Origin of the sequence: Caproiciproducens galactitolivorans (assembly GCF_026672255.1) — a bacterium.
Classification (GTDB): domain Bacteria; phylum Bacillota; class Clostridia; order Oscillospirales; family Acutalibacteraceae; genus Caproiciproducens; species Caproiciproducens galactitolivorans_A.
Genome location: NZ_JAPOHA010000005.1, coordinates 114,854 through 140,217 on the forward strand (window position 1 = coordinate 114,854; position 25,364 = coordinate 140,217).

Annotated in this window: 33 protein-coding genes; 24 read left to right on the plus strand and 9 right to left on the minus strand. The window is 51.8% G+C overall.

Features of this window, described 5'->3' with window-relative positions; translation table 11 throughout:
* Nucleotides 1-40: 40 nt before the first annotated feature.
* Nucleotides 41-418 carry a RidA family protein gene (locus tag OUY18_RS06305; RefSeq protein WP_268057908.1) on the plus strand — a complete coding sequence of 126 codons (378 nt, stop codon included), beginning with the start codon at nt 41-43 and terminating at the stop codon, nt 416-418.
* 56 nt (nt 419-474) lie between these two features.
* Here the strand turns inward: OUY18_RS06305 and OUY18_RS06310 are convergent, their stop codons facing one another.
* Both OUY18_RS06310 and OUY18_RS06315 read right to left on the minus strand, forming a co-directional pair.
* Entirely contained in the window at nt 475-1,296 is an 822-nt protein-coding gene (locus OUY18_RS06310; RefSeq protein ID WP_268057909.1) for a putative ABC transporter permease, read from the minus strand.
* Nucleotides 1,297-1,359: 63 nt separating this feature from the next.
* Nucleotides 1,360-2,733 carry an oligosaccharide flippase family protein gene (locus OUY18_RS06315; protein ID WP_268057910.1) on the minus strand — a complete coding sequence of 458 codons (1,374 nt, stop codon included), beginning with the start codon at nt 2,731-2,733 and terminating at the stop codon, nt 1,360-1,362.
* A gap of 202 nt (nt 2,734-2,935) precedes the next feature.
* Here OUY18_RS06315 and prmA point away from each other — a divergent pair, with 202 nt between their 5' ends.
* The 3 genes from prmA to OUY18_RS06330 are packed head-to-tail and all read left to right on the plus strand — an operon-like array spanning nt 2,936 to nt 4,320.
* A complete protein-coding gene (prmA, locus tag OUY18_RS06320; RefSeq protein WP_268057911.1) occupies nt 2,936-3,856 on the plus strand; it encodes a 50S ribosomal protein L11 methyltransferase in 921 nt (306 codons plus the stop codon).
* Nucleotides 3,857-3,914: 58 nt separating this feature from the next.
* Nucleotides 3,915-4,124: a helix-turn-helix domain-containing protein gene (locus tag OUY18_RS06325; protein WP_268057912.1), complete on the plus strand. Its 210-nt coding sequence runs from the start codon at nt 3,915-3,917 to the stop codon at nt 4,122-4,124.
* Between the two features lie 19 nt (nt 4,125-4,143).
* A complete protein-coding gene (locus tag OUY18_RS06330) occupies nt 4,144-4,320 on the plus strand; it encodes a hypothetical protein (RefSeq protein ID WP_268057913.1) in 177 nt (58 codons plus the stop codon).
* Between the two features lie 122 nt (nt 4,321-4,442).
* Here the strand turns inward: OUY18_RS06330 and OUY18_RS06335 are convergent, their stop codons facing one another.
* From OUY18_RS06335 to aroF, 6 genes are read right to left on the minus strand one after another with little or no spacing between them, the layout of a single operon-like run.
* A complete protein-coding gene (locus OUY18_RS06335; RefSeq protein WP_268057914.1) occupies nt 4,443-5,567 on the minus strand; it encodes a chorismate mutase in 1,125 nt (374 codons plus the stop codon).
* Nucleotides 5,568-5,582: 15 nt separating this feature from the next.
* A complete protein-coding gene (gene aroC / locus OUY18_RS06340) occupies nt 5,583-6,659 on the minus strand; it encodes a chorismate synthase (RefSeq protein ID WP_268057915.1) in 1,077 nt (358 codons plus the stop codon).
* On the minus strand, nt 6,640-7,869 hold the full coding sequence (aroA, locus tag OUY18_RS06345; RefSeq protein WP_268057916.1) for a 3-phosphoshikimate 1-carboxyvinyltransferase: 1,230 nt from the start codon (nt 7,867-7,869) through the stop codon (nt 6,640-6,642). Before aroA ends, aroC begins: the two co-directional genes overlap by 20 nt.
* Nucleotides 7,866-8,924: a 3-dehydroquinate synthase gene (gene aroB, locus OUY18_RS06350; RefSeq protein WP_268057917.1), complete on the minus strand. Its 1,059-nt coding sequence runs from the start codon at nt 8,922-8,924 to the stop codon at nt 7,866-7,868. The genes aroA and aroB overlap by 4 nt, the downstream gene beginning before the upstream one ends.
* Nucleotides 8,921-9,757: a prephenate dehydrogenase gene (locus tag OUY18_RS06355; protein WP_268057918.1), complete on the minus strand. Its 837-nt coding sequence runs from the start codon at nt 9,755-9,757 to the stop codon at nt 8,921-8,923. The genes aroB and OUY18_RS06355 overlap by 4 nt, the downstream gene beginning before the upstream one ends.
* 25 nt (nt 9,758-9,782) lie before the next feature.
* Nucleotides 9,783-10,835: a 3-deoxy-7-phosphoheptulonate synthase gene (gene aroF, locus OUY18_RS06360; RefSeq protein ID WP_268057919.1), complete on the minus strand. Its 1,053-nt coding sequence runs from the start codon at nt 10,833-10,835 to the stop codon at nt 9,783-9,785.
* A 437-nt stretch (nt 10,836-11,272) separates the two neighbouring features.
* Here aroF and OUY18_RS06365 point away from each other — a divergent pair, with 437 nt between their 5' ends.
* Nucleotides 11,273-12,613, plus strand: a complete 1,341-nt coding sequence (locus tag OUY18_RS06365; protein WP_268057920.1) for a sensor domain-containing diguanylate cyclase — start codon at nt 11,273-11,275, stop codon at nt 12,611-12,613.
* A gap of 16 nt (nt 12,614-12,629) precedes the next feature.
* Here OUY18_RS06365 and aroE read toward each other — a convergent pair whose 3' ends face one another.
* A complete protein-coding gene (aroE, locus tag OUY18_RS06370; RefSeq protein ID WP_268057921.1) occupies nt 12,630-13,988 on the minus strand; it encodes a shikimate dehydrogenase in 1,359 nt (452 codons plus the stop codon).
* Between the two features lie 220 nt (nt 13,989-14,208).
* On the opposite strand from aroE, the gene acpP reads away from it, so the two are divergent.
* The 19 genes from acpP (at nt 14,209) to rplN (ending at nt 25,349) form a co-directional block, all read left to right on the plus strand.
* Nucleotides 14,209-14,436, plus strand: coding sequence for an acyl carrier protein (gene acpP, locus OUY18_RS06375; protein WP_268057922.1), 228 nt, complete (start codon nt 14,209-14,211; stop codon nt 14,434-14,436).
* Between the two features lie 216 nt (nt 14,437-14,652).
* Entirely contained in the window at nt 14,653-15,735 is a 1,083-nt protein-coding gene (locus tag OUY18_RS06380) for a sodium ion-translocating decarboxylase subunit beta (protein WP_326492984.1), read from the plus strand.
* Nucleotides 15,736-15,924: a hypothetical protein gene (locus tag OUY18_RS06385; RefSeq protein ID WP_268057923.1), complete on the plus strand. Its 189-nt coding sequence runs from the start codon at nt 15,736-15,738 to the stop codon at nt 15,922-15,924.
* A 63-nt stretch (nt 15,925-15,987) separates the two neighbouring features.
* Nucleotides 15,988-17,424 (plus strand): proline--tRNA ligase, encoded by a 1,437-nt coding sequence (proS, locus tag OUY18_RS06390; RefSeq protein ID WP_268057924.1) that lies wholly within the window; start codon nt 15,988-15,990, stop codon nt 17,422-17,424.
* A gap of 473 nt (nt 17,425-17,897) precedes the next feature.
* Nucleotides 17,898-18,782, plus strand: coding sequence for a hypothetical protein (locus tag OUY18_RS06395; protein WP_268057925.1), 885 nt, complete (start codon nt 17,898-17,900; stop codon nt 18,780-18,782).
* Nucleotides 18,783-18,857: 75 nt separating this feature from the next.
* On the plus strand, nt 18,858-19,106 hold the full coding sequence (locus OUY18_RS06400) for a hypothetical protein (RefSeq protein WP_268057926.1): 249 nt from the start codon (nt 18,858-18,860) through the stop codon (nt 19,104-19,106).
* Between the two features lie 49 nt (nt 19,107-19,155).
* Nucleotides 19,156-19,437 (plus strand): hypothetical protein, encoded by a 282-nt coding sequence (locus tag OUY18_RS06405; protein WP_268057927.1) that lies wholly within the window; start codon nt 19,156-19,158, stop codon nt 19,435-19,437.
* A gap of 396 nt (nt 19,438-19,833) precedes the next feature.
* Entirely contained in the window at nt 19,834-20,145 is a 312-nt protein-coding gene (rpsJ, locus tag OUY18_RS06410; protein WP_268057928.1) for a 30S ribosomal protein S10, read from the plus strand.
* 68 nt (nt 20,146-20,213) lie between these two features.
* A complete protein-coding gene (gene rplC, locus OUY18_RS06415) occupies nt 20,214-20,846 on the plus strand; it encodes a 50S ribosomal protein L3 (protein WP_268057929.1) in 633 nt (210 codons plus the stop codon).
* Nucleotides 20,847-20,863: 17 nt separating this feature from the next.
* Nucleotides 20,864-21,487 (plus strand): 50S ribosomal protein L4, encoded by a 624-nt coding sequence (gene rplD, locus OUY18_RS06420; protein ID WP_268057930.1) that lies wholly within the window; start codon nt 20,864-20,866, stop codon nt 21,485-21,487.
* On the plus strand, nt 21,487-21,777 hold the full coding sequence (gene rplW / locus OUY18_RS06425; RefSeq protein WP_268057931.1) for a 50S ribosomal protein L23: 291 nt from the start codon (nt 21,487-21,489) through the stop codon (nt 21,775-21,777). The genes rplD and rplW overlap by 1 nt, the downstream gene beginning before the upstream one ends.
* 80 nt (nt 21,778-21,857) lie before the next feature.
* Nucleotides 21,858-22,691 (plus strand): 50S ribosomal protein L2, encoded by an 834-nt coding sequence (rplB, locus tag OUY18_RS06430; RefSeq protein ID WP_268057932.1) that lies wholly within the window; start codon nt 21,858-21,860, stop codon nt 22,689-22,691.
* A 26-nt stretch (nt 22,692-22,717) separates the two neighbouring features.
* Complete coding sequence (rpsS, locus tag OUY18_RS06435) at nt 22,718-22,999, plus strand: 30S ribosomal protein S19 (protein WP_268057933.1); 282 nt, start codon at nt 22,718-22,720, stop codon at nt 22,997-22,999.
* 21 nt (nt 23,000-23,020) lie between these two features.
* A complete protein-coding gene (gene rplV, locus OUY18_RS06440; RefSeq protein ID WP_268057934.1) occupies nt 23,021-23,356 on the plus strand; it encodes a 50S ribosomal protein L22 in 336 nt (111 codons plus the stop codon).
* 20 nt (nt 23,357-23,376) lie between these two features.
* Nucleotides 23,377-24,042: a 30S ribosomal protein S3 gene (rpsC, locus tag OUY18_RS06445; RefSeq protein ID WP_268057935.1), complete on the plus strand. Its 666-nt coding sequence runs from the start codon at nt 23,377-23,379 to the stop codon at nt 24,040-24,042.
* On the plus strand, nt 24,042-24,467 hold the full coding sequence (rplP, locus tag OUY18_RS06450; protein ID WP_268057936.1) for a 50S ribosomal protein L16: 426 nt from the start codon (nt 24,042-24,044) through the stop codon (nt 24,465-24,467). Before rpsC ends, rplP begins: the two co-directional genes overlap by 1 nt.
* Nucleotides 24,467-24,673 carry a 50S ribosomal protein L29 gene (gene rpmC, locus OUY18_RS06455; protein ID WP_268057937.1) on the plus strand — a complete coding sequence of 69 codons (207 nt, stop codon included), beginning with the start codon at nt 24,467-24,469 and terminating at the stop codon, nt 24,671-24,673. Before rplP ends, rpmC begins: the two co-directional genes overlap by 1 nt.
* 19 nt (nt 24,674-24,692) lie before the next feature.
* Complete coding sequence (gene rpsQ, locus OUY18_RS06460) at nt 24,693-24,950, plus strand: 30S ribosomal protein S17 (protein WP_268057938.1); 258 nt, start codon at nt 24,693-24,695, stop codon at nt 24,948-24,950.
* A 30-nt stretch (nt 24,951-24,980) separates the two neighbouring features.
* Nucleotides 24,981-25,349, plus strand: a complete 369-nt coding sequence (gene rplN, locus OUY18_RS06465) for a 50S ribosomal protein L14 (RefSeq protein WP_038325924.1) — start codon at nt 24,981-24,983, stop codon at nt 25,347-25,349.
* Nucleotides 25,350-25,364: the final 15 nt, after the last annotated feature.

A 25,364-nucleotide genomic window follows, 5' to 3' on the forward strand; every position in this document is an offset into this window, starting at 1 on the left:
AATCCAAAATATTTATATAAAAAGAAAGAGGTAAAAACAGATGCTGCAAGTAATTTCAACAAAAGACGCTCCGGCCGCGATCGGCCCCTATTCCCAGGCGATTGTCGCCGGAAAGATGCTTTTCCTCAGCGGCCAGATTCCGATTGTTCCGGCCACGGGAGAAGTTGCACAGGGCGACATCACCGTTCAGACCGAGCAGGTGATGAAAAATATCGCGGCGGTTTTAAAAGAAGCCGGTGCGGATTTTAAAAATGCCGTAAAAACAACCTGCTTTATCACGGATATGTCCGATTTTGCCGCATTCAACGGGGTTTATGAGAAGTACTTCACCGGCAAGCCCGCGCGTTCCTGCGTCGCTGTGAAACAGCTTCCCAAGAACGTTCTGGTTGAAGTTGAAGTCGTAGCTGCTTTGGACTAAGTCTTCCTAAACAAACAGGAGCCCTCCGGTTTTTCCGAAGGGCTCCTGTTTCTTCTTTATTTATGCCGTTTTATGTACTTTGTTTTCTCTTGGATGGCTCCCTTCACGCGCTGAAGGGACTCGTTGTTTCGAACCGATTTCATTGTCGGGAACGCCTGAATGACGCGGCGCTGGAAGAATTTGATTTCTTTTTCCATTTTATCCATCTTCTCGTACAGTTCGGACAGGGTTTTCAGATAGACCGCTTTCCGGTCCTCGTCGATCAGCTCGCCGATTGCCGCTTGGATATTCTCGAACTTTTCCGCTTTCAAATCCGAAGCTTTTTCTCGGAACTCGTCGATGATCTGCTGGATTTCGCCGAGCGTGCCGTTGAGATGCAGGACGGTAAATACGGTCAGTGTGGCATCGCAGAGAAAATACAGGATAAAACCGGAAGCAATGTAGGGCAGAGCCGCCGACGGGATTTTATGAAGCGTTTGTATGAGCAAAGGATGGACGAACAGGATTCCCACCACACCCATCACGCCGAACAGAAGGGAATTCTGGAGGCACACTCTTCCCTGAATATTATATCTGTGATGGGAATAATCCCAGTATTTCGTATGAAAAATGCTTTCCAGCGCAAGCCCGGTCAGGTATTCCAGCGCGGATGTCATTACGACCCCCGCAATATAAAGGATAGCAAGGTTGTCCTTGAATGGGGTCAGAACAAAGATCAACGCAACGCCGCCCACACCGTAAATCGGGCAGAACGGGCCGTTGAGGAAGCCCCGGTTGATCAGTTTTCCGGCCGGTATGGAACAAAAGATACTTTCGACAAACCAGCCTAAAAAGCTGTATACGGTAAAACATAAAAATAAAATCCAGAAGTTTTCCATTTCTCATCCCCGTCCTGATAATTTGCAGGATTGTTAATAGTGTATCTTTTCTGTAGAAGTTTGTCAAATACAAATACAGGACGCTTTTTGAAGGAGAAGAAGGAGATAATAAAGGAGCGCCGCACCGACCGCCGGGGTGACGATCCAGTCTAAAATATCGACTTCCAGCGTGGTGACTTTCAGAAGCCGGTTAATGCTGAGCGAAGCGTTGTAGATTTCGCTCAGGAAAAGCACCGTAATATACGCGCGCAGGCCGAACATCGGGACAAAGACCGCGATCAGCAGCACGCGCATGATGGAATCGCTGAAATTGTATTTCAGGGAATACATCTGCTGGTCAAGACCCTTCAGCATTCCGTCCACAACGCTGTCGAGGTACATCAGCGGGACGATCGGGGCCATAATCCGCAGGATGTTTCCAACCTCGTGGCTTTTGTAAAACAGCATGCCAAGGTCATCCGCAAAAAAGATCAATAAGGAACAGATAAAAAAGGAAAACATCAGCGTACAGCGAAACGCTTTTTCCACGACTTTTTGAATGGAGTTCTGTTTTCCGTCGGCGCTGGCTTCCGCCATTTCCGGAATGAGCAGCATGGACAGGGAGGTTAAAAAGGAATAGGGGAAGAAAAGAATCGGCATAACCATTCCCTGCATCACGCCGTATTGCGCCAGCGCGCCGCTGTCGCCGGCACCGTATGCTTTCAGGCCTTTCGGAATCAGAATATTTTCGGTGCTGCTCAAAAGGCTGCGGAAAAACGAACCGCAGAGGATCGGCCCGGCGATATGAAAAATGTTTTTAAAAATGCCGCTGCTTTTCGCTTTGGAAAGTCCGCGTTTCTCGGTAAACAGGAAATAGAGCCCCAAAATGAAAGCGAAGTCCGCGACCTCCCCGATGGTGGAGCCCAGCATGATCGCGTTCAGCGAGCTGCTCATCTGAAAGAACAGCAGCAGCGAAGCGCCGATCGTTACAAATTGCTCTAGAAATTCGCTGCATACGGGCACGACGGTGTTGCGTATCGCAAGAAAATACCCTTTCAGGCAGGCGCACACGGCGATAAACGGCAGACCCGGCGCCAGCAGCTTCAGCGGCATTGCCGCTGAGGCATTCCCGATAAACCTGCTCGCGATAAAATCCGCGCCGAAAAACAGCGCCAACGCCCCCAGCAAGCTCAGAGCCAGAGCACAGAATGCGCATTGGCGGATGGAGGCCCTTGTTCCCCGCCCCTCGGAGACAATACGGGTAACGGCCAGACCGATTCCCGAGGTGCAGAGGGTGATGCCGAGAAAGAAAACGGACAGGACAAGCTGATAAAGCCCCATGCCCGCTGCCCCGATGTTTGAACAAATAAACATGCGGAACCAGATATTGCTCAGGCGGAGCAGTACGGAGCTGGAGGTCAGGATGGCGGCGTTTATGTAAAATTTGCGCTTTCTCATTCGATTAACACCTTTATTTTCTTTGTTAATCAAATGTATTCGCGCGAAGGGTAAAATAAGTCTATAACTTTTATCGGATACAGTGTATAATAAAAATACAGCAAAAAGATGTTCTCTCCCCCGCCGAAGGTAAGGGGAGAGAACGAAATGAATTCTACAATATTTTCGGAATTGCTGTAAGAGTGATTTTTGGAGGAAACATATGGACTGGACGGAAATTCGGATTACCGTGGACGCGGAGAATATTGACAAAGCCGGGGACATTGCGCAGATGGTTGTGCCCTACGGCATTTATATTGAGGATTACTCCCACCTGTACGAAGAGGTGGAGGAAATCGCCCACATTGACCTGATCGACGAAGAACTGCTGAAAAAGGACCGCTCCAAAGCGCTAGTGCATGTCTATATCAGCCCGGAGGAAAATCCGTCGGAGGCAGTCGCGTTTTTGAGCGAGCGCTACGGCGCCGAAGGCATCCGGCACACGATTGATACGGCCGCCTGTGTGGAAGAAGACTGGATCAACAACTGGAAGAAATATTTCAAGCCGATCAAGGTCGGCAAAAACCTGCTGATCCGCCCGACATGGGAGGAAGAATACGAGGCGCAAGGCCGCACGGTGCTGCATCTGGAACCGGGGCTTGCGTTCGGCACCGGAACCCACGAGACGACCCGCCTGTGCATGGAGCTTTTGGAGGAATATGTGAAACCGGGGGACGACGTGCTGGACGTCGGCTGCGGAAGCGGAATCCTTTCGGTCGCCGCGCTGCTGTTGGGGGCGAAAAGCGCCGTCGGCGTGGATATTGACCCGCTTGCCGTGAAGACCGCCGTGCAGAATGCGGAAATCAACCATGTACGCGAACGCTTTACCGGCATCTGCGGCGATCTCACCGAAAAGGTCAGCGGGCAGTACAACATTGTCGTCGCCAATATTGTTGCCGATGTGATCATCCTTTTAACAAAGGACATCGAACAGTATCTTTATCCGGATACGGTGTATCTGATGAGCGGGATTATCGACACCCGCGAGAAAGACGTTCTTGCCGCCGTTGAGCAGAAATTCGAGATCATCAGCCGCAAAACGGAAAAGGGCTGGGTTGCCCTTGCGGCAAAACTGAAAAAATAAGCTTGATATGCAATAAGCTGACTATATTTTATGATAGAAATATAAGGAGGCTGTTGGTATGATACTTTATACGCCGTTTTGGGATACGATTCATAAAAAGGGGATTACTACTTATGCCCTCATTAAAAATTATAAAGTGAGCAGCAGTACGCTGTCGCGTCTTAAACGGAACATGCCGATTTCAACGGTTACCATTAACGACCTGTGCAGCATATTAAATTGTAGAGTGGAGGACATCCTTCAGTATCGTGCGGATGCGCAAAAATGAAGGGGTCGGAAAGGATAATATGGTTCTGGAAAACGGAAAGGAAACCTGTAACTGCGTAAAAATACACTGCGAGCGCCACGGAAAATGCGCCGAGTGCATGGCGCACCACGAAAAGCACAAACGGTACCCGCCCTACTGCAAGCGGGAATCCCGTGTTCGGCGGGAAAGAAGCCGTTCCGCTGAATCTGAAAAATAAATTTATTCGGCGCTCTTTGCGGAGGGCTTTTTCCGGATGAAACAAAAATTTTTCACCGGAGAAAGAGCAGTATACAAAAGAAGGAACCTAACAGGCTGATTTGGCCGGTTGGGTTCCTTCTTTTATTCATTTTCAATATAGTTTCCCAAGAAGGAGAAGCGCGGAAGTTCGTCGTTCAGCGCGCAAAGAAGGTTCAAAGTGCGTTCTTCGTGCACATTTCCCGTAAAATCCAGATAAAAATCATACTCGAAATTTTTTCCCGCGATTGGGCGGCTTTCAATCTTTGTCAGATTCAGCCCGGCCGCCGCGAAACGCGCAAGCACGCTGTAAAGCGAGCCGGTTTTATGCAGCAGGGAGAAGCAAAGGCTGATTTTCTGCGCGCCGCCGGGAATGAACAGGCGGCGGCTGATCACGATGAACCGCGTGCGGTTGTTCGAGCTGTTCTGGATATCGTTTTCCAGAATGTGAAGCTTATACTGCCTTGCCGCGTGTTCCGAACAGATCGCGGCGATTCCGGCTTCCTGCCGCTGGGCGATCATCTGCGCCGCGGCGGCGGTGCTGGAGCAGGGCATGGCGTGCAGATCGTTCTTTTCAATATATTCGGAACACTGCGAAAGCGCCTGCGGATGGGAATAGACGGTAGCAATACTGTGGGCATCCACTTTCTTCGCGGACGCCATGCAGTGGCGCACAAGCAGGGTCGTTGCGGCCACAATGCTGTACCGGTACTGTAAAATCAGGTCATAGACCTCGCCGACGGAGCCTGCGGAGGAATTTTCAACCGGAAGCAGCCCCAAATCCGCGTCTCCGCTTTCCACCGCGGCGAAAATTCCTCCGAAATCCGAATGAAACTGCGGGAACGCGTGCGGGTAAAGCTGTTCCAGCGCTTCGTGGGAATAGGAACCGATTTCGCCGAGACAGGCGATCTTTTCCGCTTTTTCCGGCTTTTCGCCCGCGGCCCGAATTGTGGCGCGCAGTTCCCGTCCGCTGCCGAGCAGGCTGTGCTGCAGCGAGCGGCTCATGTCCATCATATTCGAATAAAGAAGGCGGGCCTCGCCGCCGTACTCGCCGGCCCTGCTCCCGATGCGGTCCAAAATGGCCTGTTCGCGTTCGGTGTTCAGCACCGGCTGGCCGCTTTCCTTTTTAATCGCCGCCACTTTTTTTGCGCATTCCATCCTCTTCAGAAAAAGAGGCAGAAGGGCTTCGTCTATTTGATCGATTTCTTTACGAATTTCTTCCAGTGTCATCCTTATTACCTCGATTTAAAGATTCATCAGGTTTATGAGTGCGATTGCCGCTGCGGCCTCCACGACGGGCGCGGCCCGCGAAACGATGCAGGGATCGTGCCGCCCGTGGACGTGAAGCTTTGCGTCTGTTTTCGCCGTCAGGTCGATGCTGTCCTGTTCCCTGGCAATGGACGGCGTGGGCTTGAATGCCGCGCGGAACACAATCGGCATACCGGTCGTAATCCCGCCGAGAATGCCGCCCGCGTTGTTGGTTCTGGTTTTTACCGTGCCGTCCTCGTAATAATACGCGTCGTTATTTTCACTGCCGTACAGTTCAGCCGCGCCGAAGCCCGCGCCGAATTCCACACCTTTCACAGCGGGGATACCGAATAAGATAGAAGAGAATACCGGCTCGATCCCGCCGAACAGCGGGCCGCCGATTCCCGCGGGAACGCCGGTCAGCGCGCATTCGATTACGCCGCCCACGCTGTCCTGCGCCATGCGGGCCTTTTCAATCGTATCCCGCATCGCTTGTTCCGCATCCCTGTTAATGACGGGGAACGGGACGGAAGACAGCTTTTGGAGCAAATCTTCCGGAATATCCGAAGGGGAAAAAGGAGTATCTTTGCAGTCCGAAACGGAGTAGACGTGCGAGCCGATCCGAATGCCCCGGCGCTGTAGAATTTGGCGGCACACGGCGCCCGCGAAAACGAGCGGAGCCGTCAGCCGGCCGGAAAAATGCCCGCCGCCGCGCACGTCGTTAAAACCGCCGTAGCGCAGATACGCGGGATAATCCGCATGCCCCGGGCGCGGAATCCGTTTTAAATTCTCGTAGTCACCGGATTTTGTATTGGTGTTTTCCATCAGCGCGCACAGCGGCGCGCCGGTGGTTCTGCCGTTTAAAACGCCGCTTACGATGTTGGGCAGGTCGCTTTCCTTCCGTGGTGTGGCCGTCGCGTCCTTTCCCGGCGCGCGGCGGCTCATCTGGAGCGCGATCGCGTCAAAGTCCAGTTCCTCGCCCGCCGGAAGGCCGTCGAGCACTACGCCGATCGCGGCGCCGTGGCTTTCGCCGAAAATGGATATCTTTATTTTTTCACCCCATGTTGACGACATGCGCTTTCCCTCCCAGCCGGTTGTAATCTTCAAAGAAATCCGGATAACTCTTGCGCACGCTCTGCGCGTCGTGAATGGTTACGCAGCCGTCCGCTTTCAAAGCGGCGATAGCGAACGCCATCACAATGCGGTGGTCGTTGCAGCCGTCGATTTCGCCGCTGTGCAGGGTTTCAACGCCGTCGATGAGCAGGCCGTCCTCCGTCTGCCGAACCTTCCCGCCAAGACGGCTCAGCCCGTCGGCCATGGCCGACAGACGGTCGCTTTCCTTAATGCGCAGGCGCTGCGCGTTGAAGATTCTTGTCCGTCCCCGGCAAAGCGCGGCGGTCGCCGCCAGAATGGGGACAAGGTCGGGAATCTGCGAAGCGTCGATTTCCATACCGTTCCGTTTATTTTGTGTTATCGACAGTTGATTATCCGCCCATACCACATCCGCGCCGAACGAGCGGAAAAGCGATTCCGCCGCCCGGTCGCCCTGGCGGGAGTTGGGATTCAGCCCTTCCAGCCGGATGTTTCCGCCGAGCGCCCCCGCCGCCAGAAAGAAAGCCGCCTGCGACCAGTCCCGTTCCACCGCATATTCCCGGGGTTTATAGGATTGGCCGCCCGGAACGCGCCATCCGGTTTCCGTGGTTTCCGTTTGAATTCCGAAATCGTTCAGAATATCGACGGTCATGTCGGCGTATCCGGCGCTTTCCAGCGGAGTGGAAAGGCGAATTTCGCTGTCCCCGTTCAAAAGCGGAAGCGCAAACAGCAGTCCCGTAATAAACTGGGAACTTATGTTGCCCGGGAGGACGAATTTCCCCGGCGTAAGCTTCCCGCGAATCGTCAGCGGCAGGCCGCCCTCGGTTTCGCAGTTTACGCCGTGCTGCGGCAGGCAGTCAAGATAAACGCCGATCGGGCGCTGGGGAAGACGTCCTTCGCCCGTAAACCGGGCGGAAATACCGAACGCCGCCGCAATCGGAATCAGAAAACGTAAGGTGGAACCGGATTCTCCGCAGTGGATTTGTACGATTTCTCCGTCCGTCCCGCCGAGAAGGGCTTTCATTGTATGGATGGTGGCTTTTATATCGTCACTGAGCCGGGTTTCGTCCGGAAAAAGTTCCCCGCCGCCCGCGAGCGCCGAGCAGATAACCGCCCGGTGCGCCGCGCTTTTCGAAGGCGGCACAAGGATGCTTCCGTTTAAAACCGAGGGGTATATTTTCACGTCGCTCATTCCAGCACCTCGGTCAGTTCCGTCAGCCGGTCGCGGTAAATCCGGTCGATAAACCCCTCTCCGATTTGTTTCAGAAGAATCAGGCCGATCATGCCGCCGCTGTTTTTCTTGTCGAACGCCGTGGCGGAAAGAATTTGGTCGATCGGCATGGGATCGCTTGTGGGAAGCTGGAATTTTCGTAACGCCGCGATGATTTCATTCGTCGTGCCGGGCTTTGTAATTCCCATGCCTTCGCCGCATTTCGCCATCATGACCATGCCGATGCCGACCGCTTCCCCGTGGGACAGCTTACCGAAGCCGTACAGCTTTTCCAGCGCGTGGCCGAAGGTATGGCCGAAGTTCAGCAGCATGCGTTCGCCGGTGTCGAATTCGTCCCGTTCAACGACTTCGCGCTTGATATCCACACAGCGGTAAATCAGTTCTTCCATATTCTGATGAATATCTTCTTTGCAGATCATATCGAACAATTCGCGGCTTTTAATACAGCCGTATTTAATCGCCTCCGCCATTCCGTCGGAAAGAAAATGCGGCGGAAGGGTTTCGAGCGTGTCCGGGTCAATCAGGACAAGACGGGGCTGATGAAACGCGCCGACCAGATTTTTTCCCTGCGGAAGGTCGACTGCCGTTTTGCCGCCGACCGAGGAATCGATCTGCGCCAGAAGGGAAGTCGGTATCTGAATAAACGGGATGCCGCGCAGATAGGTTGCGGCGGCGAAGCCCGCCATGTCGCCGGTCACGCCGCCGCCCAGCGCGACAAGGAAATCGCTGCGGGTCAGCCGGTGTTCGGCGCATTCGGCGTAGATCTGCGCCACGCTGGAAAGCTGCTTGCTTTCTTCGCCCGCGGGAAAGGAAAACGCGCGCACGGAGAACCCGGCGGTTTCCAGCGACCTTTTCACGCGTTCGCCGTAAAGCGGAAATACGTTGCTGTCGCTTACCAGAACGGCTTTGGAACCCGGCTTGAAAAGCTGTTTTGCGAAGTCGCCGGTTTCGCCGATGCAGCCGCGTTCGATTCGGATTTTGTAGCTTCTGGAAGTGTTAACAGTCAGTTCCTTCATTCCCCAAGCATCTCCTTTATCTGTCTGCCTCTGCGCAGAAGGATGCGAAGCGCTTCAGCGTCATTTTTTGAAACGGCATTCTTAATCTTCGTTATATTGGTAATCAGGGTATCCAATTCACCTACAAGCGCTTCCCGGTTGTCGATGAACAGTTCCGCCCACAGTTGTTCGTTAATATTTGCCACGCGCGAGACGTCCCGGTAGCTTCCCGCCGAAAATCCGTTGTGCTCCGGGCAGCAGGGGCTCATTACGTAGGCGCAGGCAAGTACGTGGGGAAGCTGGCTGGTAAACGCAATCATCCGGTCGTGCTTTTCGGGGGTGGTTTCCACCGTACCGCCGAAGCGGAGCTCCACGGCGATTGCTTTCAGCAGATCGACCGCCCGTTGCGGCGCGCCGCAGGGAACGAGGATGTAACTCGCGTCCAGAAACAGATCCGCGTCGCTTGCCGCGAAACCGCTTTTCTCCTTGCCGGCCATCGGGTGCCCGCCCGCGAAAAGGAAACCGTGTTCCTGTGCAATGCGGGGCAGGTGGGCGCAGATTTCCGATTTGATTCCGCAGGTGTCGGTTACGACGCAGTCCGGGGGAATCAGATGGGCGTGCGAGGCAACGAAATCGATGTCCGCCTGCGGGTACAGGCAGAGGTAAAGAACGTCCGCCTCCCGGATATCCGCATCGCCGCCGATTTTGTCAATCGCGCCGCATGCGAGCGCCGCTTTTAAAACGTCGGGATCGCGGTCAATTCCGGCAATCTGGCATTCGCTGTATTTTTGAAAGGCTTTCGCGAGCGATCCGCCGATCAGGCCCAATCCGACGATTACGATTTTCTTATTCATAATGGAATACCCCCGCGTCAATGTTTTATTTATTATAGCAAAAATTTACAGGGGATTCCACATTTCTTCCAAAGGCTTTTGCCGCGGAGCGGAGATGCTCCGCAACTTTGTCGAACTGATCCGGGGTCAGCGACTGGGCGCCGTCGGAAAGCGCCTTTGCCGGGTTGTTGTGCACCTCGATAATCAGGCCGTCCGCACCGGCGGCGACGGCCGCGAGCGCAAGCGGTTCCACCAGCCAGGCGATGCCGCCCGCGTGGCTCGGGTCAACCAGAACGGGAAGATGGGAAAGCTTTTTCAGAATCGGCACAGCGGAAATATCCAGCGTGTTGCGCGTATAGGTTTCATACGTGCGGATGCCGCGCTCACAGAGGATGACCTGATCGTTGCCGCCGGCCATAATGTATTCCGCGCTCATCAGAAGCTCCTCAATCGTGCTGGACAGCCCGCGCTTCAGAAGAATCGGCTTTTTGATTTTCCCCAGTTCCTTGAGCAATTCGAAATTCTGCATATTCCGCGCGCCGACCTGGATGATATCGACGCCGTTTTCTAAAAACAGATCGATGTGATTGGCGCTCATGATTTCGGTGACAATCGGGAGGCCGCTTTCCTTTTTGGCTTCTTTTAAAAGCTCCAGCCCCTCGGCTTTCAGTCCCTGAAAGGCGTAGGGAGAGGTTCTCGGCTTGAACGCGCCGCCGCGCAGGAACTGCGCCCCAGCCGCCTTGACCCGCCGGGCAATGCCGCAGATCTGTTCTTCGCTTTCCACGGAACACGGCCCGGCAATCAGCGTCAGCCCGCCGCCGCCGATCGTCTGCCCGCCGGGCAGGGTGATGATGGTGTCGTCGGGATGGAATTTCCGGTTGGATTTTTTGTAAGGCTCCTGCACCCGCTTTACGCTTTCCACAAAATCCTGCGCGGCGATATAGTCGATATCAATATCTGAAGTATCGCCGATCAGGCCGAGCACAGTGCTTTGCGTACCTACCCAGGTATTGACCTTTATGCTATACTCGTTCGTAAGAGCCTTCGTAAATTCGCTTACCTGCTCCGGGGTGCATTCGGATTTCAGTACAATAATCATATTTTCTTCCTCCTAGAAAGTATACGGGATAAAAAGGGTAAAAAATAACGGAGCTGCTGTCAGCTCCGTTAAAATATCAGCCTATAAAGGGTCAGGCTATACCTTCATACAAAAGCTCACAGTTCTTTTTTGAGTAGCACAAAAATCCCGCGCCATAAAATAGCGGGGATAACCGTAAGCTGTAAATCGATTTGTGCCTGTCGCAGAACGCATCGTGAAGCTCCTTTGGTATTCTTGCCTTGTATCATAATACAGATTGGAAAGGGTGTCAAGTGAAAAAAGAAAAATATTTATTTCGTCAAAAAACGGGGAATCACTCAAAGTTGTACGAAAAATACATTTATATCATTGCTTTTATGGTGCAAACTTGATACAATATCAGACATGAAGGAAGAAATATCGAAATTTTTTGCAGAAAAAAGAAAGAGGGGGTGCCAATGTCACAAAAAGCAGCAGAAGAATTTGACTTACGAAGAATTATTAATTACCTTGGAGCGGGAATTCTATGCTGTAAGAATGACGATGCGCTGACAATCGTTTACGCCAGCAGCCCCTTTTATGAAATGCTGGGATTTCGTGAAGGCGAGATAACCGCATTAAACAGTTCGGAGCACCCCGTATTAAGTGCGGATCAACGTTATAACCGTCCGAATTTTATGCAGAGTTTTTTTCCGGGCGATTACAGCAATCATGTGGAAATCGAATTGAAGCTCATTAAGAAAGACGGCCATCACATCTGGGTAAGCTGCAGCCTGCGCCTTTTAATCGAAGAGGACGGCTCGGAATTGCTCTGCGGTGTGATCGAAGATATTACGGAAAAACGAAGATCGCTCAATAAAGAACGCGAGCAGTTTGAGATTATCCGTAAGGCAAAGCGGGAACTTGCCGCGAGCGAGGAACGCTACCGCATCATTATGGAGCAGGCGGCCGACCCGATTCTGGACTATAATTTCAAGACACAGGAGATTTATTATTCCCATCCTTTTCAGGACAGGTTCGGAACCGGATTCAGTACGGACGGGCTGCTGGACGGCCTTTGCCATTCCGATATTGTTTTTGCGGAGGATAAGCAGCGGCTTGTGGATGATCTGTATGGTTTTATGCACGGAAGAAGACAGAAAAATCCGGATTACCGGTTTATGGATGTGAACGGAACCTATCGCTGGTACCGGGTCCGCAGTACGATCATTCGCGACGAAAAGGGCGATCTTTCCAGGATGATTGTCTTTTTTATTGATATCGACAACCAGAAAAAGGAAACGCTGCGTCTGAGGGAAAGAGCGGAGCGTGATTTGCTGAGCGGGCTGTACAATCATGTAACCACGTCCCGGCTGATCGACAAAGCGATCGATGAAAGCGTACCCGGCAGCCAGCACGCTTTATTTTTAATTGATATTGACAATTTTAAAGATATCAACGACCATCTCGGGCACCTGCTCGGCGACGAAGTAATCGGGGAAGTGTCCGCCAAACTGCGGAGCCAGTTCCGCGAGAACGATATCGTCGGCCGGATCGGCGGCGATGAATTTGTTGTATTTCTAAAAAATATTTCAATGAGGGATATTCAACGGAAAGCCGAACTTTTGCAGAATGTTTTCCGAAGCATCCGCCCGGAACAGAACCGGGATTTTCAGGTTTCCGGCAGTATCGGCGTTTCGGTTTACCCAAAGCACGGCAGGGATTACCACGAGCTGTTTGAAAAAGCGGACGCCGCTATGTACGCAGTAAAGCACAATGGGAAAAATTCCTGCTGCATCTACTCCGATATCGTACAGTGATATTTCATTTTCCCGCTTATTCAGACGGAATGGGCGGGTTTTTTAATGCCTGAAGGATTTGCTCCGCAACTTCAACGGCCGGTGCGTCCGCGGGGACGGTTCTGTCCGCGGACAAGCGGTACCGGTCCGAACGTTCCAGGTAGAGCCGGCGCAGGTTTTCGTCGTGTTCCGGCCCGGAGAGCAGCGGGCGGGTCTGATCCCCCCGAAGCCGCTTCTGGATTTTCTCCAGGGACGCGTCCAGCAAAACGATGATGCCGCTGCTCTTTAATTCGGCTGTATTTTCCGGGTCCATCAGCGTTCCGCCGCCGGTGGCGATAATCAGCCCGCTTTTTTGCGCGAGTTCCCTTGCCGCTTCCCGCTCAAGCTTCCGGAACGCCGCTTCGCCTTGCGAAGCAAATAACTCGGAAATCCGAACGCCCTGTTTCTGCTCAATGTATTGATCCATATCCACGAAAGTCCTTCCCGCCTTTTGCGCGATAAGCTTTCCGACGGTCGTCTTTCCGCTGCCCATAAAACCGCAGAGGACAAGGTTGCCGAATTCTTTTTTCATTTCGAAAACGGCGTCCGCGCACAAGGCTTCGATATCCTCTTTCCGGAACTTTGCGCCATACCAGATTTCCTGCGCGGCGGCCGCCTGCCAGACCAGCATGCTGATTCCGCCGATTGCACGCACGCCGTTTTTGCGTGCGGTTTTTAAAAGCAGGGTTTCGTTCGGGTTGTAAACCGCGTCAAAAACGCATGAGGCGTTTCGGATAATTTCTTCCGAAACGGGACATGCTTCGGTGTGCGGGTACATCCCGACCGGCGTAGCGTTCGCGAGCAGGTCGATTTTTCCGTGAATTTCTTCCAGCAGGCAGAAATCAGCCTTGGCGCCCTTCACCCTGCTTTGAATATCGGAACAGAGCTTCTGCGCGGCTTCCAGTCCGTGCCGCCGCACGGCCACCGTTACGGTGCCGCCGCGCAATGCCGCTTCAAAGGCCATGACGCGTCCCGCGCCGCCCGCGCCCAATACCACGGTGCGCCCGTTCAGCTTCGCACCTCCGGCTTCCAGCGCTTTGCAGAACCCCGTACCGTCGGTTGTAAAACCGGTCAGGCGGCCGTTTCGGTTTTGCACGGTATTCACGGAATTATAAAAAACGGATTTTTGGTCCAGTCCGTCCAGCAGGGGAATAATCGACTGCTTGTGGGGAATGGTTATGTTGAAACCGCGAAGGGAGCGCAGCTCGTCCATCCGCTTTTCCAGTTCCTGCGGCGGGATATCCCGAACGCCGTATCCGGCCTGTTTTCCATTTAAAGAAAAAAGGCGGGCATGGATAAAAGGCGACATTGTATGCGCAATCGGATGCCCGATTACAGCATAGGTTTTTTCGATCATTTTAGGTTCCCCTTATTTTCAAATAAAAAATCCGGAAACATATTGACAAAGTCATAGTTTGCTAATAATATGTGGTTAGAGAATTCGTGTCCGGAGCGATTTCATGGTTTTTTCTGTGGCAATTGTATCACACCTGAAATAAGATTGTCCATAATAAATGATAACGTTATCCGCGAGCCGATGATTCAAAATGCAGAGAATTTTTTAAGGAGGATAAAACATGGTATTCGAAAAGGTGAAGGCGATTCTCAGCGAACAGTTTGATGTAGAGGAGGATTCAATTACCGCCGATACGAGCATTGCTGATGATTTAGGCGCCGATTCCTTGGACGTCGTTGACCTTTTGATGTCAATTGAAGATGAATTCGAAATTGAAGTGCCGGATGAAGAGATCGATAACATCAAAACCGTCGGTGAACTCGTAAAGTACATTGAAGACAATGTTTAACTGCGTTTTCTTCAAATCCGCCGTGCTTAGCATGGCGGATTTTTTATTCTGCTCCGTTTTTGCGCTTTCTGGCATTTTTACTTGAAAAAAGGGTTTATTTCCGATATAATATATGAATAGTTTGTTAAGAATGAATTGTGATAAAGGGGCGTAAATTCGTTGAGTGAATTCAGCTTTTTAACCGACGGCTTACTGTACATGCTGGCAAATCCCAAAATGCTGGCCATGTGGCTGATCGGCGGGCTTCTGATCTGGCTTGCGATTAAAAAGGATTTTGAGCCTGCTCTGCTTCTGCCGATGGGATTCGGCGCGATTCTTGTGAATCTTCCGCTTCCCGGCGTAATCGGCGAGAACGGGATTGTACAGTGGCTTTTCCAAAAGGGAATTGCCTCTTCCGAAGCGTTTCCGCTGCTTCTGTTTGTCGGAATCGGCGCGATGATCGATTTCGGCCCGCTGCTTTCCAACCCGCGAATGCTCCTGTTCGGCGGCGCGGCGCAGTTCGGCATCTTTTTAACGGTTGTGTTCGCCGTACTGCTGGGCTTCCCGTTAAAGGATGCAATGAGCATCGGCGTGATCGGCGCGGCGGACGGCCCGACCTCCATCCTTGTTTCGCAGGTGCTGAAAAGCGGATATATGGGCGCGATCGCCGTTGCCGCCTATTCTTATATGGCGCTGGTTCCGATTATCCAGCCGACCGCGATCCGGCTTGTTACAACCAAACGGGAACGCATGATCCGTATGCCGTACAATCCGAAGTCGGTATCCAAAACAACGAAAATCCTGTTCCCGATTATTGTTACGCTGATTGCGGGACTGATCGCACCGGATTCGGTTTCCCTTGTCGGCTTCTTGATGTTCGGAAATCTGATCCGCGAATGCGGCAGGCTCGAAAGTCTTTCCCAGACGGCGCAGGGCCCGCTTGCGAACCTGATCACCATCTTTTTGGGAATCACCATCGCGTTTCAGATGCAGGCGGACAAGTTCCTTACTTTTGGAACATTGATTGTCATGGCGCTGGGCCTGTTCGCTTTCGTATTCGACACCATCGGCGGCGTCGTCTTTGCGAAAATACTGAACCTGTTCCTTCCGGAGGGCAAAAAGATCAATCCGATGGTCGGCGGCGCCGGTATCTCGGCGTTTCCGATGTCCGCCCGGGTGATCCAGAAAATGGCGCTGAAAGAGGACAACCAGAATCATCTTCTGATGCACGCGGTCGGCGCGAATGTTGCCGGTCAGATCGGTTCCGTTGTTGCGGGAGGAATTATCCTTTCTCTTGCAAGAAAGTGGGGGATGATGTAAATGCTGAACTTCAATCTGCTTACCGTTGCGTTTACCAGTCTGCTGGGAAATGTTACAAATGAAGATATCGGAAAATCCCTCCGCCTGATGGGGCTGGGGATGCTTGGCATCTTTATCGTTATGCTTCTCATCTATTTGGTAACGGTAATTTTAAATCATACGACAAAAGAAAAGAACGACGAAGATTAAGGAACCGCGTCAGGAATCGGCGCTTCCTTAACGGCGCGTGAGATAGTCAGAAAGGTAGTTACTATGGCCGAACAGAAAAAAATGGTAGAGGCGATTACTCCCATGGAGGAGGACTTCGCCAAATGGTACACGGATATTGTAAAAAAAGCCGAGCTGATGGATTACACCAGCGTGCGCGGCTGCATGGTCATTGAGCCGTACGGTTGGGCGATCTGGGAAAACATCCAGCATATTCTGGATGCGAAATTCAAGGAGCTGGGTCATGAAAATGTCTCCATGCCGATGTTTATTCCGGAAAGCCTTTTGAACAAGGAAAAAGAGCATGTGCAGGGCTTTGCGCCGGAGGTTGCCTGGGTTACAATGGGCGGCAACGAAAAATTGCAGGAAAGATTGTGCGTTCGCCCCACGTCCGAAACGCTGTTCTGCGACCATTATGCAAAGGTCATCCAGTCCTGGCGCGATCTGCCGAAGCTCTATAATCAGTGGTGTTCGGTCGTCCGCTGGGAAAAAACAACGCGCCCGTTCCTCCGTTCCGTGGAATTCCACTGGCAGGAAGGCCACACCATGCACGAAACCGCCGAAGAAGCGGAGGCGGAAACCGAGCGGATGCTCGGGGTGTACGCCGATTTCTGTGAAAATGAACTGGCCATCCCGGTTATTAAAGGCCGCAAGACCGATAAAGAGAAATTTTCCGGCGCCGTCGCAACGTATACCATTGAGGCAATGATGCACGACGGCAAGGCTTTGCAGTCCGGAACCAGCCATTATTTCGGCGACGGCTTTGCAAAGGCGTTCAACGTCACCTTCCAGGGCAGAGACAACTCCGTCTGCCATCCGTTCCAGACCTCCTGGGGAATGAGCACCCGCATCATCGGCGGGGTGATCATGACGCACGGCGACAACGACGGACTGGTGCTTCCGCCCGCTGTCGCGCCGATACAGGTTATCATCGTACCGGTCGCCCAGCATAAGCCGGGCGTGCTCGACAAAGCGCAGGAACTGCGTGAGAGGCTGAAAAAGACGTTCCGGGTGCGCGTAGACGATTCCGATCAGTCGCCGGGCTGGAAATTTGCCCAGTACGAAATGAAGGGCGTTCCGCTCCGTCTGGAAATCGGGCCGAAGGATATCGAGAAGAACCAGTGCGTTCTGGTTCGCCGCCATGACCGGCAGAAGGTTTTTGTGCCGCTCGATCAGCTGGAGCAGGCTGTGGCCGAACAGCTTGAAGAAGTACGCAGGGGCATGTACGAAAAGGCGCTTGCCCGCCGCGAGAGCATGACCTATTCCGCGAAAACATTGGACGAGCTTCAAGAAATCGCGGACAGCAAGCCGGGTTTTATCAAAGCGATGTGGTGCGGCGATTCAGCCTGCGAAGAAAAGCTGAAGGAAGTCGCGGGCGTTTCTTCCCGCTGTATGCCCTTTGAGCAGGAACATGTCGGCGACACCTGTGTCTGCTGCGGCAAACCTGCAAAGTCAATGGTTTACTGGGGCAAAGCCTATTAAGATATGATATAGCAAAGGCCGGACGATTTCGTCCGGCCTTTTTCAGACTGATGGCAAATCCGCGGACGCACAGCGTCTTTCGCTGTTTCCCCCGCGCTGCATAAGCGGCGCTTCTCCACGGAATGGTTATGGAACGCTTACTGCTCGTCTAAATGGTTTCGCGAGGGGACTGCTTCCCTTTCTCAATCGCTCGGGCAGGCAAATCCGCCGCCGCTCTGAAATTTTACAATTTATTTATAATGCAGGCAAACCTTCGTGATTTCAACGGATTAGAGCGCGATTGTTGAATATCTTTATACAATCTGGAAAATAATGTAAATAAATCCTGTTGAATGGTAACATTTCTCCCTTTTCTTTGTCATAACCATAACGGTTTTGTAAATTGCTTTTTCAAAAGGGATGTGTTACCATAAAAAAACGTTGGCAGATATCTTATCAAAATACTGACAATTCTTATTTAAGGAGTGAACGAAATGAAAAAAATATGTGCGCTTATTTTAGCGCTTGCAATGGTTGTGTCTATGTCCGCATGTAAGGGCGGGCAGACGTCGCCTGCGCAGAATAATAATGTTTCCGGCACGGAGGTATCCGGCACTGAGGTGTCCGGCGAAGAAGCGTCTTCCGAAACGGCGTCGGCCCCGGCTTCCATTCCGCAGGAGTCATCCAATCCGGATCAGAAAAAGGCATCGTCCGGAGAAGCTGCGAAACTGGATCAGCCCAAAATAGTAAACCCCAAGGCGGCTTCCAACCTGAACAACGGCGTATATACCGTTAAGCTGGACAGCTACAGCTATAAGAATGACAATAATATCTATAACGCGTCCTATCCGGTGCTGTCCGGCAAAATTTCCAACGCGGATAAAATCAATGCGGCCATCAAGAGCAGTGCGATGAAGACGATCAATTCCATGGGAACCAGCAAAAAGAAAGACAAGACGACCGTTAAGGTAAGCGGCGAAGTCGCTTACGAAGGAAAGAATTTCATCAGCATCGGCTTTAACGAATATGTTAAAGTTTCCACCCCGAAAGCAACTCCGACCCGCACCCTGCGCGTAATCAATATCAATTTAAGTACGGGCGCCATTCTCAGCATGGATGACCTGGTTGTGAAAAATGACGCGCTCTGCAAGACGCTGGAGAGTGTAAAAGGCCAGCTCAGCGGAGACGTTGCGCCATACATTACCGCCGATGTAATTAAGTCTGCGCTGGATTCCGGTTCCGTGTATTTTTCAAAGTACGGCGTTGGATTCGGCCTGCCGGTTAGCAAACCGGACAAAAGGACCATCAAACTGGTTCTGACCTACGACCAGATGAAGCCGTTTATGACAAGCAATGCAATCTGGAAAAACTTCAAATAAAAAAGAAATGCCCTTTCCTTCTATCGCTCCCCGTGTTATCATTTAAAAGAAAATAGATGCATGGGGAGCGAGGAAATGGGAAAGAAAAAGGCTTTTGCTCTGACTCTTGGCGCATCCGCCCTGACCGTTCTGCTGGGGCTGTGGATCAAAGCCCTGCGGAACCACGCGGATACAGTTCCTTACCGCGTAATTGGAGGCGCCGACGGTCCTACTGCCATTTTTGTGAGCGGCGGATTCAGCAATCCGCTTTTTTATGCAGCGGGCGCTGTTCTGGTACTCCTTTGCGCCGCAGTGATTTTTTTCGATTCAAGGCATAAAATATAGGAATATTTCGGTAAATACTGGAAATAATGGTTGAAGACGGAGGAAAATCATGAAAAGAATCCTCGCGGGAATCCTGCTTCTTGCCGGGGGACTGGCGGCCGCGGGCAGGGTGATGCGGAAAATGGGGCGGCTTTCTTCCATACGGCCTTTCGGGGCCGGTTTTGTCGGCGTCATCGGAGACCCTGACCGCCCAACCGCTTCCTTTGCGGCAAAAAGGGCGTTCCCGTTGATTGCGCGCGATTGCCGGATTCGTTTTTTCAGCACGGCCGCGATGCTCAGCGCCATTTTCCTTGGGCATTCCCATAAACAGAAAAAGCCGCGCTCGAAATGATAAAAGGCAATGGGAAAGCAGTCTCGGAAGCTTAGAAAAACAAAGAAAAAAATCTTAAAAATAAAGAAAAAATGCTTGCATATAAGGCTCTCATATGGTATTATAATGAAGCACGACTGCGACAGATATGCGATGAAGCGGGAGGTTGCGGCTGAAACACGCCGGTTTTTCCGTGGAGTATGTCCGATTTTAAACCGGGCGACAGATACTTTGAGCGTGCGATGGGAGTAGGTGTTTTATGCCTGTCTCCTGTTATGCTCAGACGTTTTTTATGCCAACACCCGGATTAACTTGAAAAAGTCAATCCGGTTTTTAATGTGCTAAGAGGGAACACCCGGCACGGTGTTAGGATTTGAAAAACGCCGCCCGCCAACTACAATAAGGAGGCGATTCACAGTGGCAGTCAAGGAGAAAATCAGGATAAGAATCAAGGGTTACGATCATCAGTTGGTTGATCAGTCGGCTGACAAGATTGTACAGACAGCAAAGCGCACGGGCGCACGGGTTTCCGGGCCGGTCCCGCTCCCGACCGAAAAGCAGACCATTACGATTCTGCGTGCTGTTCACAAGTACAAGGACAGCCGTGAGCAATTCGAGATGAGAACACACAAAAGACTTATCGACATTCTCAGACCATCCAACAAAACCGTAGAGGCTTTGATGGGTCTGGAGCTCCCCGCCGGTGTTGAAATAGAGATTAAACTCTGATTTAACCAACCTGCGGCCGGGGTCATGTTGGCAAAAGCCAACCAATAACCTGCATAGGAGGTAAAATAATGCAAAAAGGTATTATCGGCAAGAAAATCGGCATGACGCAGATTTTCGATGAAAAGGGAAATGTCATCCCCGTAACAGTTGTTGAAGCCGGTCCCTGTGTTATCGCACAGAAGAAAACGGTTGAAAACGACGGCTACGCGTCCGTCCAGATGGGCTACGGCGATTTAAAGCCGCAAAAAGTCAATAAGCCCATGAAAGGACATTTTGCAAAAGCGGATGTCGCTCCCAAGAAAACACTCAGAGAATTCAGAATGGAAAACACGGACGCTTTCAACGTGGGTGACCTCATTAAAGCGGACACTTTTGCAGTAGGGGATAAGGTTGACGTTACCGCTACCAGCAAAGGTAAGGGATACGCCGGCGTTATTAAACGCTGGAACTTCCAGAGACTGAAGGAAACTCACGGTTCCGGCCCTGTTGCCCGCCACGGCGGTTCCAACGGCTGCTGCTCGGATCCTTCAAGAGTATTCCCGGGCCTGAAGATGGCCGGCCATCTGGGCGCGGAAAGAGTTACGGTTCAGAATCTGACCGTTGCCAAAGTGGATACGGAAAACAACCTGATTGCTATCAAGGGCGCAGTTCCCGGCCCGAACGGCGGAATCGTAGTAATCCATGACAGCGTTAAGGCGTAAGGGAAGGAGGAATTGGAATGCCTAAAGTAGCAGTACTTGATATGGCCGGTAAGGAAGTTGAAAAAATGGATCTTTCCGACGCCATATTCGGAATTGAACCCAACACAAAGGTTTTGCACGACATGGTTGTAAACTATCTTGCAAACCAGCGTCAGGGCACACAGTCGGCACTGACCCGCGCCGAGGTTTCCGGCGGCGGCAGAAAGCCGTGGAGACAAAAGGGCACCGGCCACGCAAGACAGGGCTCCACTCGTTCACCGCAGTGGACACACGGCGGTATCGCTTTTGCTCCGAAACCGCGCGACTACAGCTATTCTTTAAATAAAAAAGTAAAGCGTCTTGCAATGAAGTCGGCTCTTTCAAGCAAGGTAATCGACAACGATATGATCGTGCTTGATAAGATTGCGCTTGACGAATATAAGACAAAGGCCATCGCGGCATTGCTCAAGGCGATCGGCTCCGAGAAAAAAGCGCTTATCGTTCTCCCCGAGGTTAACGAGAAGGTTATCGCTTCGGCAGCCAATATCCCTGGAGTAAAGACGGCTATGGCGAACACCTTGAATGTCTACGACATCTTAAATGCAGACAAGTTCATTGTGCTTAAGGATGCCGTAGCCCAGATTGAGGAGGTGTATGCATAATGGCAGCACAGGACATCGTCATTCGCCCCATTATCACGGAAAACAGCATGGCCGGTATTGGCATGAAGAAGTACACCTTTGAAGTAGCCAAGGATGCCACAAAAATCGATATCGCAAGAGCGGTTGAAACGCTTTTCGGTGTAAAGGTAAGAAAAGTAAACACCCTGCATGTTCGCGGCCATCTGCGCCGCCAAGGCAGAAACGAAGGCTATACTCCCGCATGGAAGAAAGCAATCGTTACCCTTACCGAAGACAGCAAGACAATCGAGTTTTTTGAAGGCATGATGTAAACTCTGCCGGATGAATGCAGAGGCATGGATGGGGAATCGGCATTTCCCCGCAAAGCCATCATGAGGAGTGTGAAACCTAAATGCCTATTATTAACTTTAAACCTACCACGGCTTCAAGGCGTGGTATGTCCGTAACGGATTATTCCAAACTTTCCAAAGTTGGACCGGAAAAGAGCCTCCTGGCTCCGATGAACAATAAATCCGGACGAAACAGCTACGGCAGGATCACCGTACGGCACCGCGGCGGTGCAAACCGCAAGAAATACCGTATTATTGACTTTAAGCGTCAGAAGTTCGACGCACCGGGCACCGTTCAGACCATTGAGTACGACCCGAACCGTTCCGCCTTCATTGCTCTTGTACAGTATGAGGACGGCGAAAAAAGATACATCATCGCTCCGAACGGCCTGAAGGTCGGCGATGTTGTCGTATCCGGCACCGGAGCGGATATCAAGCCGGGCAACGCGCTTCCGCTTGAAAATATCCCGGTCGGTACCTTTATCCACAACGTAGAGCTTTACCCGGGCAAGGGCGCTCAATTGGCCCGCGCAGCCGGCAACATGGCTCAGCTGATGGCGAAGGAAAACGGAATGGCTCTGTTAAGACTTCCTTCCGGCGAACTTCGCAACGTACCGGTAAACTGCATGGCAACCATCGGCCAGGTCAGCAACATTGACCACGAGAATGTGAAAATCGGTAAAGCCGGACGCAAACGCCACATGGGCTGGAGACCAACCGTCCGCGGTTCCGTTATGAACCCGAACGACCATCCGCACGGCGGCGGCGAAGGCAAAGCACCGGTCGGCCGTCCGGGACCTGTTACCCCGTGGGGCAAACCGGCACTCGGTTATAAGACGCGCGCTCACCACCATCGCTCCGATAAATTTATCGTCAAGCGTAGAAACGGCAAATAAGGCGTACAGAAAGGAGCTTATGAACTATGGGCAGAAGCATAAAAAAGGGTCCTTATGTTCAGCCTGTGCTGCTTAAAAGGATTCAAGAAATGAACGCGGCCGGCGAAAAGAAAATCATTAAAACATGGAGCAGAGCCTCCATTATTTTCCCGGATTTCGTTGGCCATACCATTGCGGTCCACGACGGCCGTAAGCATGTTCCGGTCTATGTCACAGAGGATATGGTAGGACACAAACTCGGTGAGTTTGCTCCCACCAGAACCTTTAAGGGTCATTCCGGTTCAAAAACGACATCGCCGAGCAAATAACGGCCGAAAGGAGTGTATAGCATGGAAGCAAGGGCTTATTTAAAGTACGCCCGTATATCGCCCCGCAAGGTTCAGATCGTGCTTGATTTAATTCGTAACAAGCCGGCGGACGTTGCGATGGCTATCCTCAGGAATACACCGAAGGCCGCCAGCGAATATCTTGTAAAGTTATTGAAGTCGGCCATGGCAAATGCTGAGAATAACCACAATATGGATGTTTCCAGACTTTACGTTGCGGAATGCTTCGTAAGTCCGGGCCCGATCCTCAAGCGCATTCGTCCGAGGGCGCAGGGTCGCGCGTTTAGAATTGAAAAAAGATCTTCGCACGTTACCCTCGTGCTCAAGGAAAAAGAATAAGGCGGAAGAGGAGGTAAACTATGGGCCAGAAAATAAATCCCCACGGGTTTCGCGTGGGCGTAATTAAAGATTGGGATTCCCGCTGGTTCGCGAAGGATAAAGCGTTCGGCGATACCCTCGTTGAAGACTATAATCTTCGCAAAGTGCTGAAAAAACAGCTGTATTCCGCAGGCGTTCCAAAGATTGAAATTGAACGTGACGCTTCCAAGGTTCGCGTTCATATCCATTGCGCAAAACCAGGAATGGTTATCGGCAGAGGCGGTTCAGAGATCGAGAAGCTCCGCGTTCAGTGCGAGAGCATCCTCAAGAAGCCTGTTACGATCAATATCGTAGAGGTTAAGTCCCCTGATCTGAACGCTCAGCTTGTTGCCGAGAATATCGCACAGCAGCTCGAAAAGAGAATTTCTTTCCGCCGCGCGATGAAACAGTGCATCGGCCGCTCCATGAAGCTTGGCGCCAAGGGTATTAAAACCCAGGTGTCCGGTCGTTTGGGCGGTGCGGAAATTGCAAGACGCGAGCAGTACCATGACGGTACAATTCCACTTCAGACCATCCGCGCAGACATTGATTACGGCTTTGCAGAGGCTGCAACAACCTACGGCCGCATCGGCGTTAAGGTCTGGATTTACAGGGGCGAAGTCCTTCAGGACAACCGTAAGCCTCGTAAGGAAGGAGGCAGTAAATAATGCTGTTGCCTAAGCGTGTAAAATACCGCAAGGTGCATCGTGGCCGTATGACCGGCAAATGCTACCGCGGGAATAAGGTAACTTACGGCGATTTCGGCCTTCAGGCCCTGGAGCCGGCATGGATTACCTCGAATCAGATAGAAGCAGCCCGTGTCGCCATGACGCGTTACTGCAAGAGATTTGGTCAGGTTTGGATTAAGATATTCCCAGACAAGCCAGTTACCCAGAAGCCGGCTGAAACCCGCATGGGTTCCGGTAAAGGATCTCCGGAATACTGGGTGGCGGTTGTTAAGCCGGGCAGAGTCATGTTTGAAATTGGCGGAATCCCGGAAGAAACCGCAAAAGAAGCTTTACGTCTGGCGTCCAACAAACTGCCGATTAAGTGCAAGTTTGTTAAGAAGGAAGAAACGGGTGGTGAGCAGTAATGAAGGCCTCAGAAGTCAGAGAATTAACAACCGCAGAGCTTGAAAGCAAACTGAAGGACCTCAAGGCCGAGCTTTTCAACCTGCGTTTCCAACTTGCCATTAATCAGCTCGATAACCCGATGCGTATCGCCGCTGTGAAAAAAGATATCGCCCGCGTCAAAACCGTTTTGCGCGAGATCGAGATCAAGGACAGCGCGAATGCGTAACGGAAGGGAGGATTAATCTGTGAGCGATAGGAATATTAGAAAGACAGCGGTTGGCAAAGTCTCCAGCAACAAAATGGATAAAACGATCGTTGTTGCAATCGAAGACAGCGTTAAGCATCCGCTTTACAAAAAGATTATCAAGCGTACCGTGAAGCTGAAGGCACATGATGAAAACAATGAATGCAATATCGGTGACCGCGTGCGTGTGATGGAGACCCGTCCGTTAAGCAGAGAGAAAAGATGGCGTCTCGTCGAGATTATAGAGAAAGCCAAATAATTTTGGCTTCATGCAAAGGAGGAACGCACTGTGATACAACAGCAGACTTACCTCAACGTTGCCGACAACACCGGCGCGAAGCAGCTTATGTGCATCCGCGTTCTCGGCGGCACCGGCAGAAGGTATGCCAATATAGGTGACGTGGTTGTCGCTTCTGTTAAAAAAGCGGCTCCGGGCGGCACAGTTAAAAAAGGCGAAGTTGTTAAGGCAGTCATTGTCCGCACTGCTTTTGGCGTACGCCGTGATGATGGAACATATATCCGCTTTGACGAAAATGCGGCTGTCCTCATCAAAGATGATAAGAATCCGAGGGGAACACGTATTTTCGGGCCTGTGGCCAGAGAACTGCGTGATAAAGACTATCTTAAAATTTTAAGTCTTGCCCCGGAAGTTCTGTGATGGGAGGTGCTCACT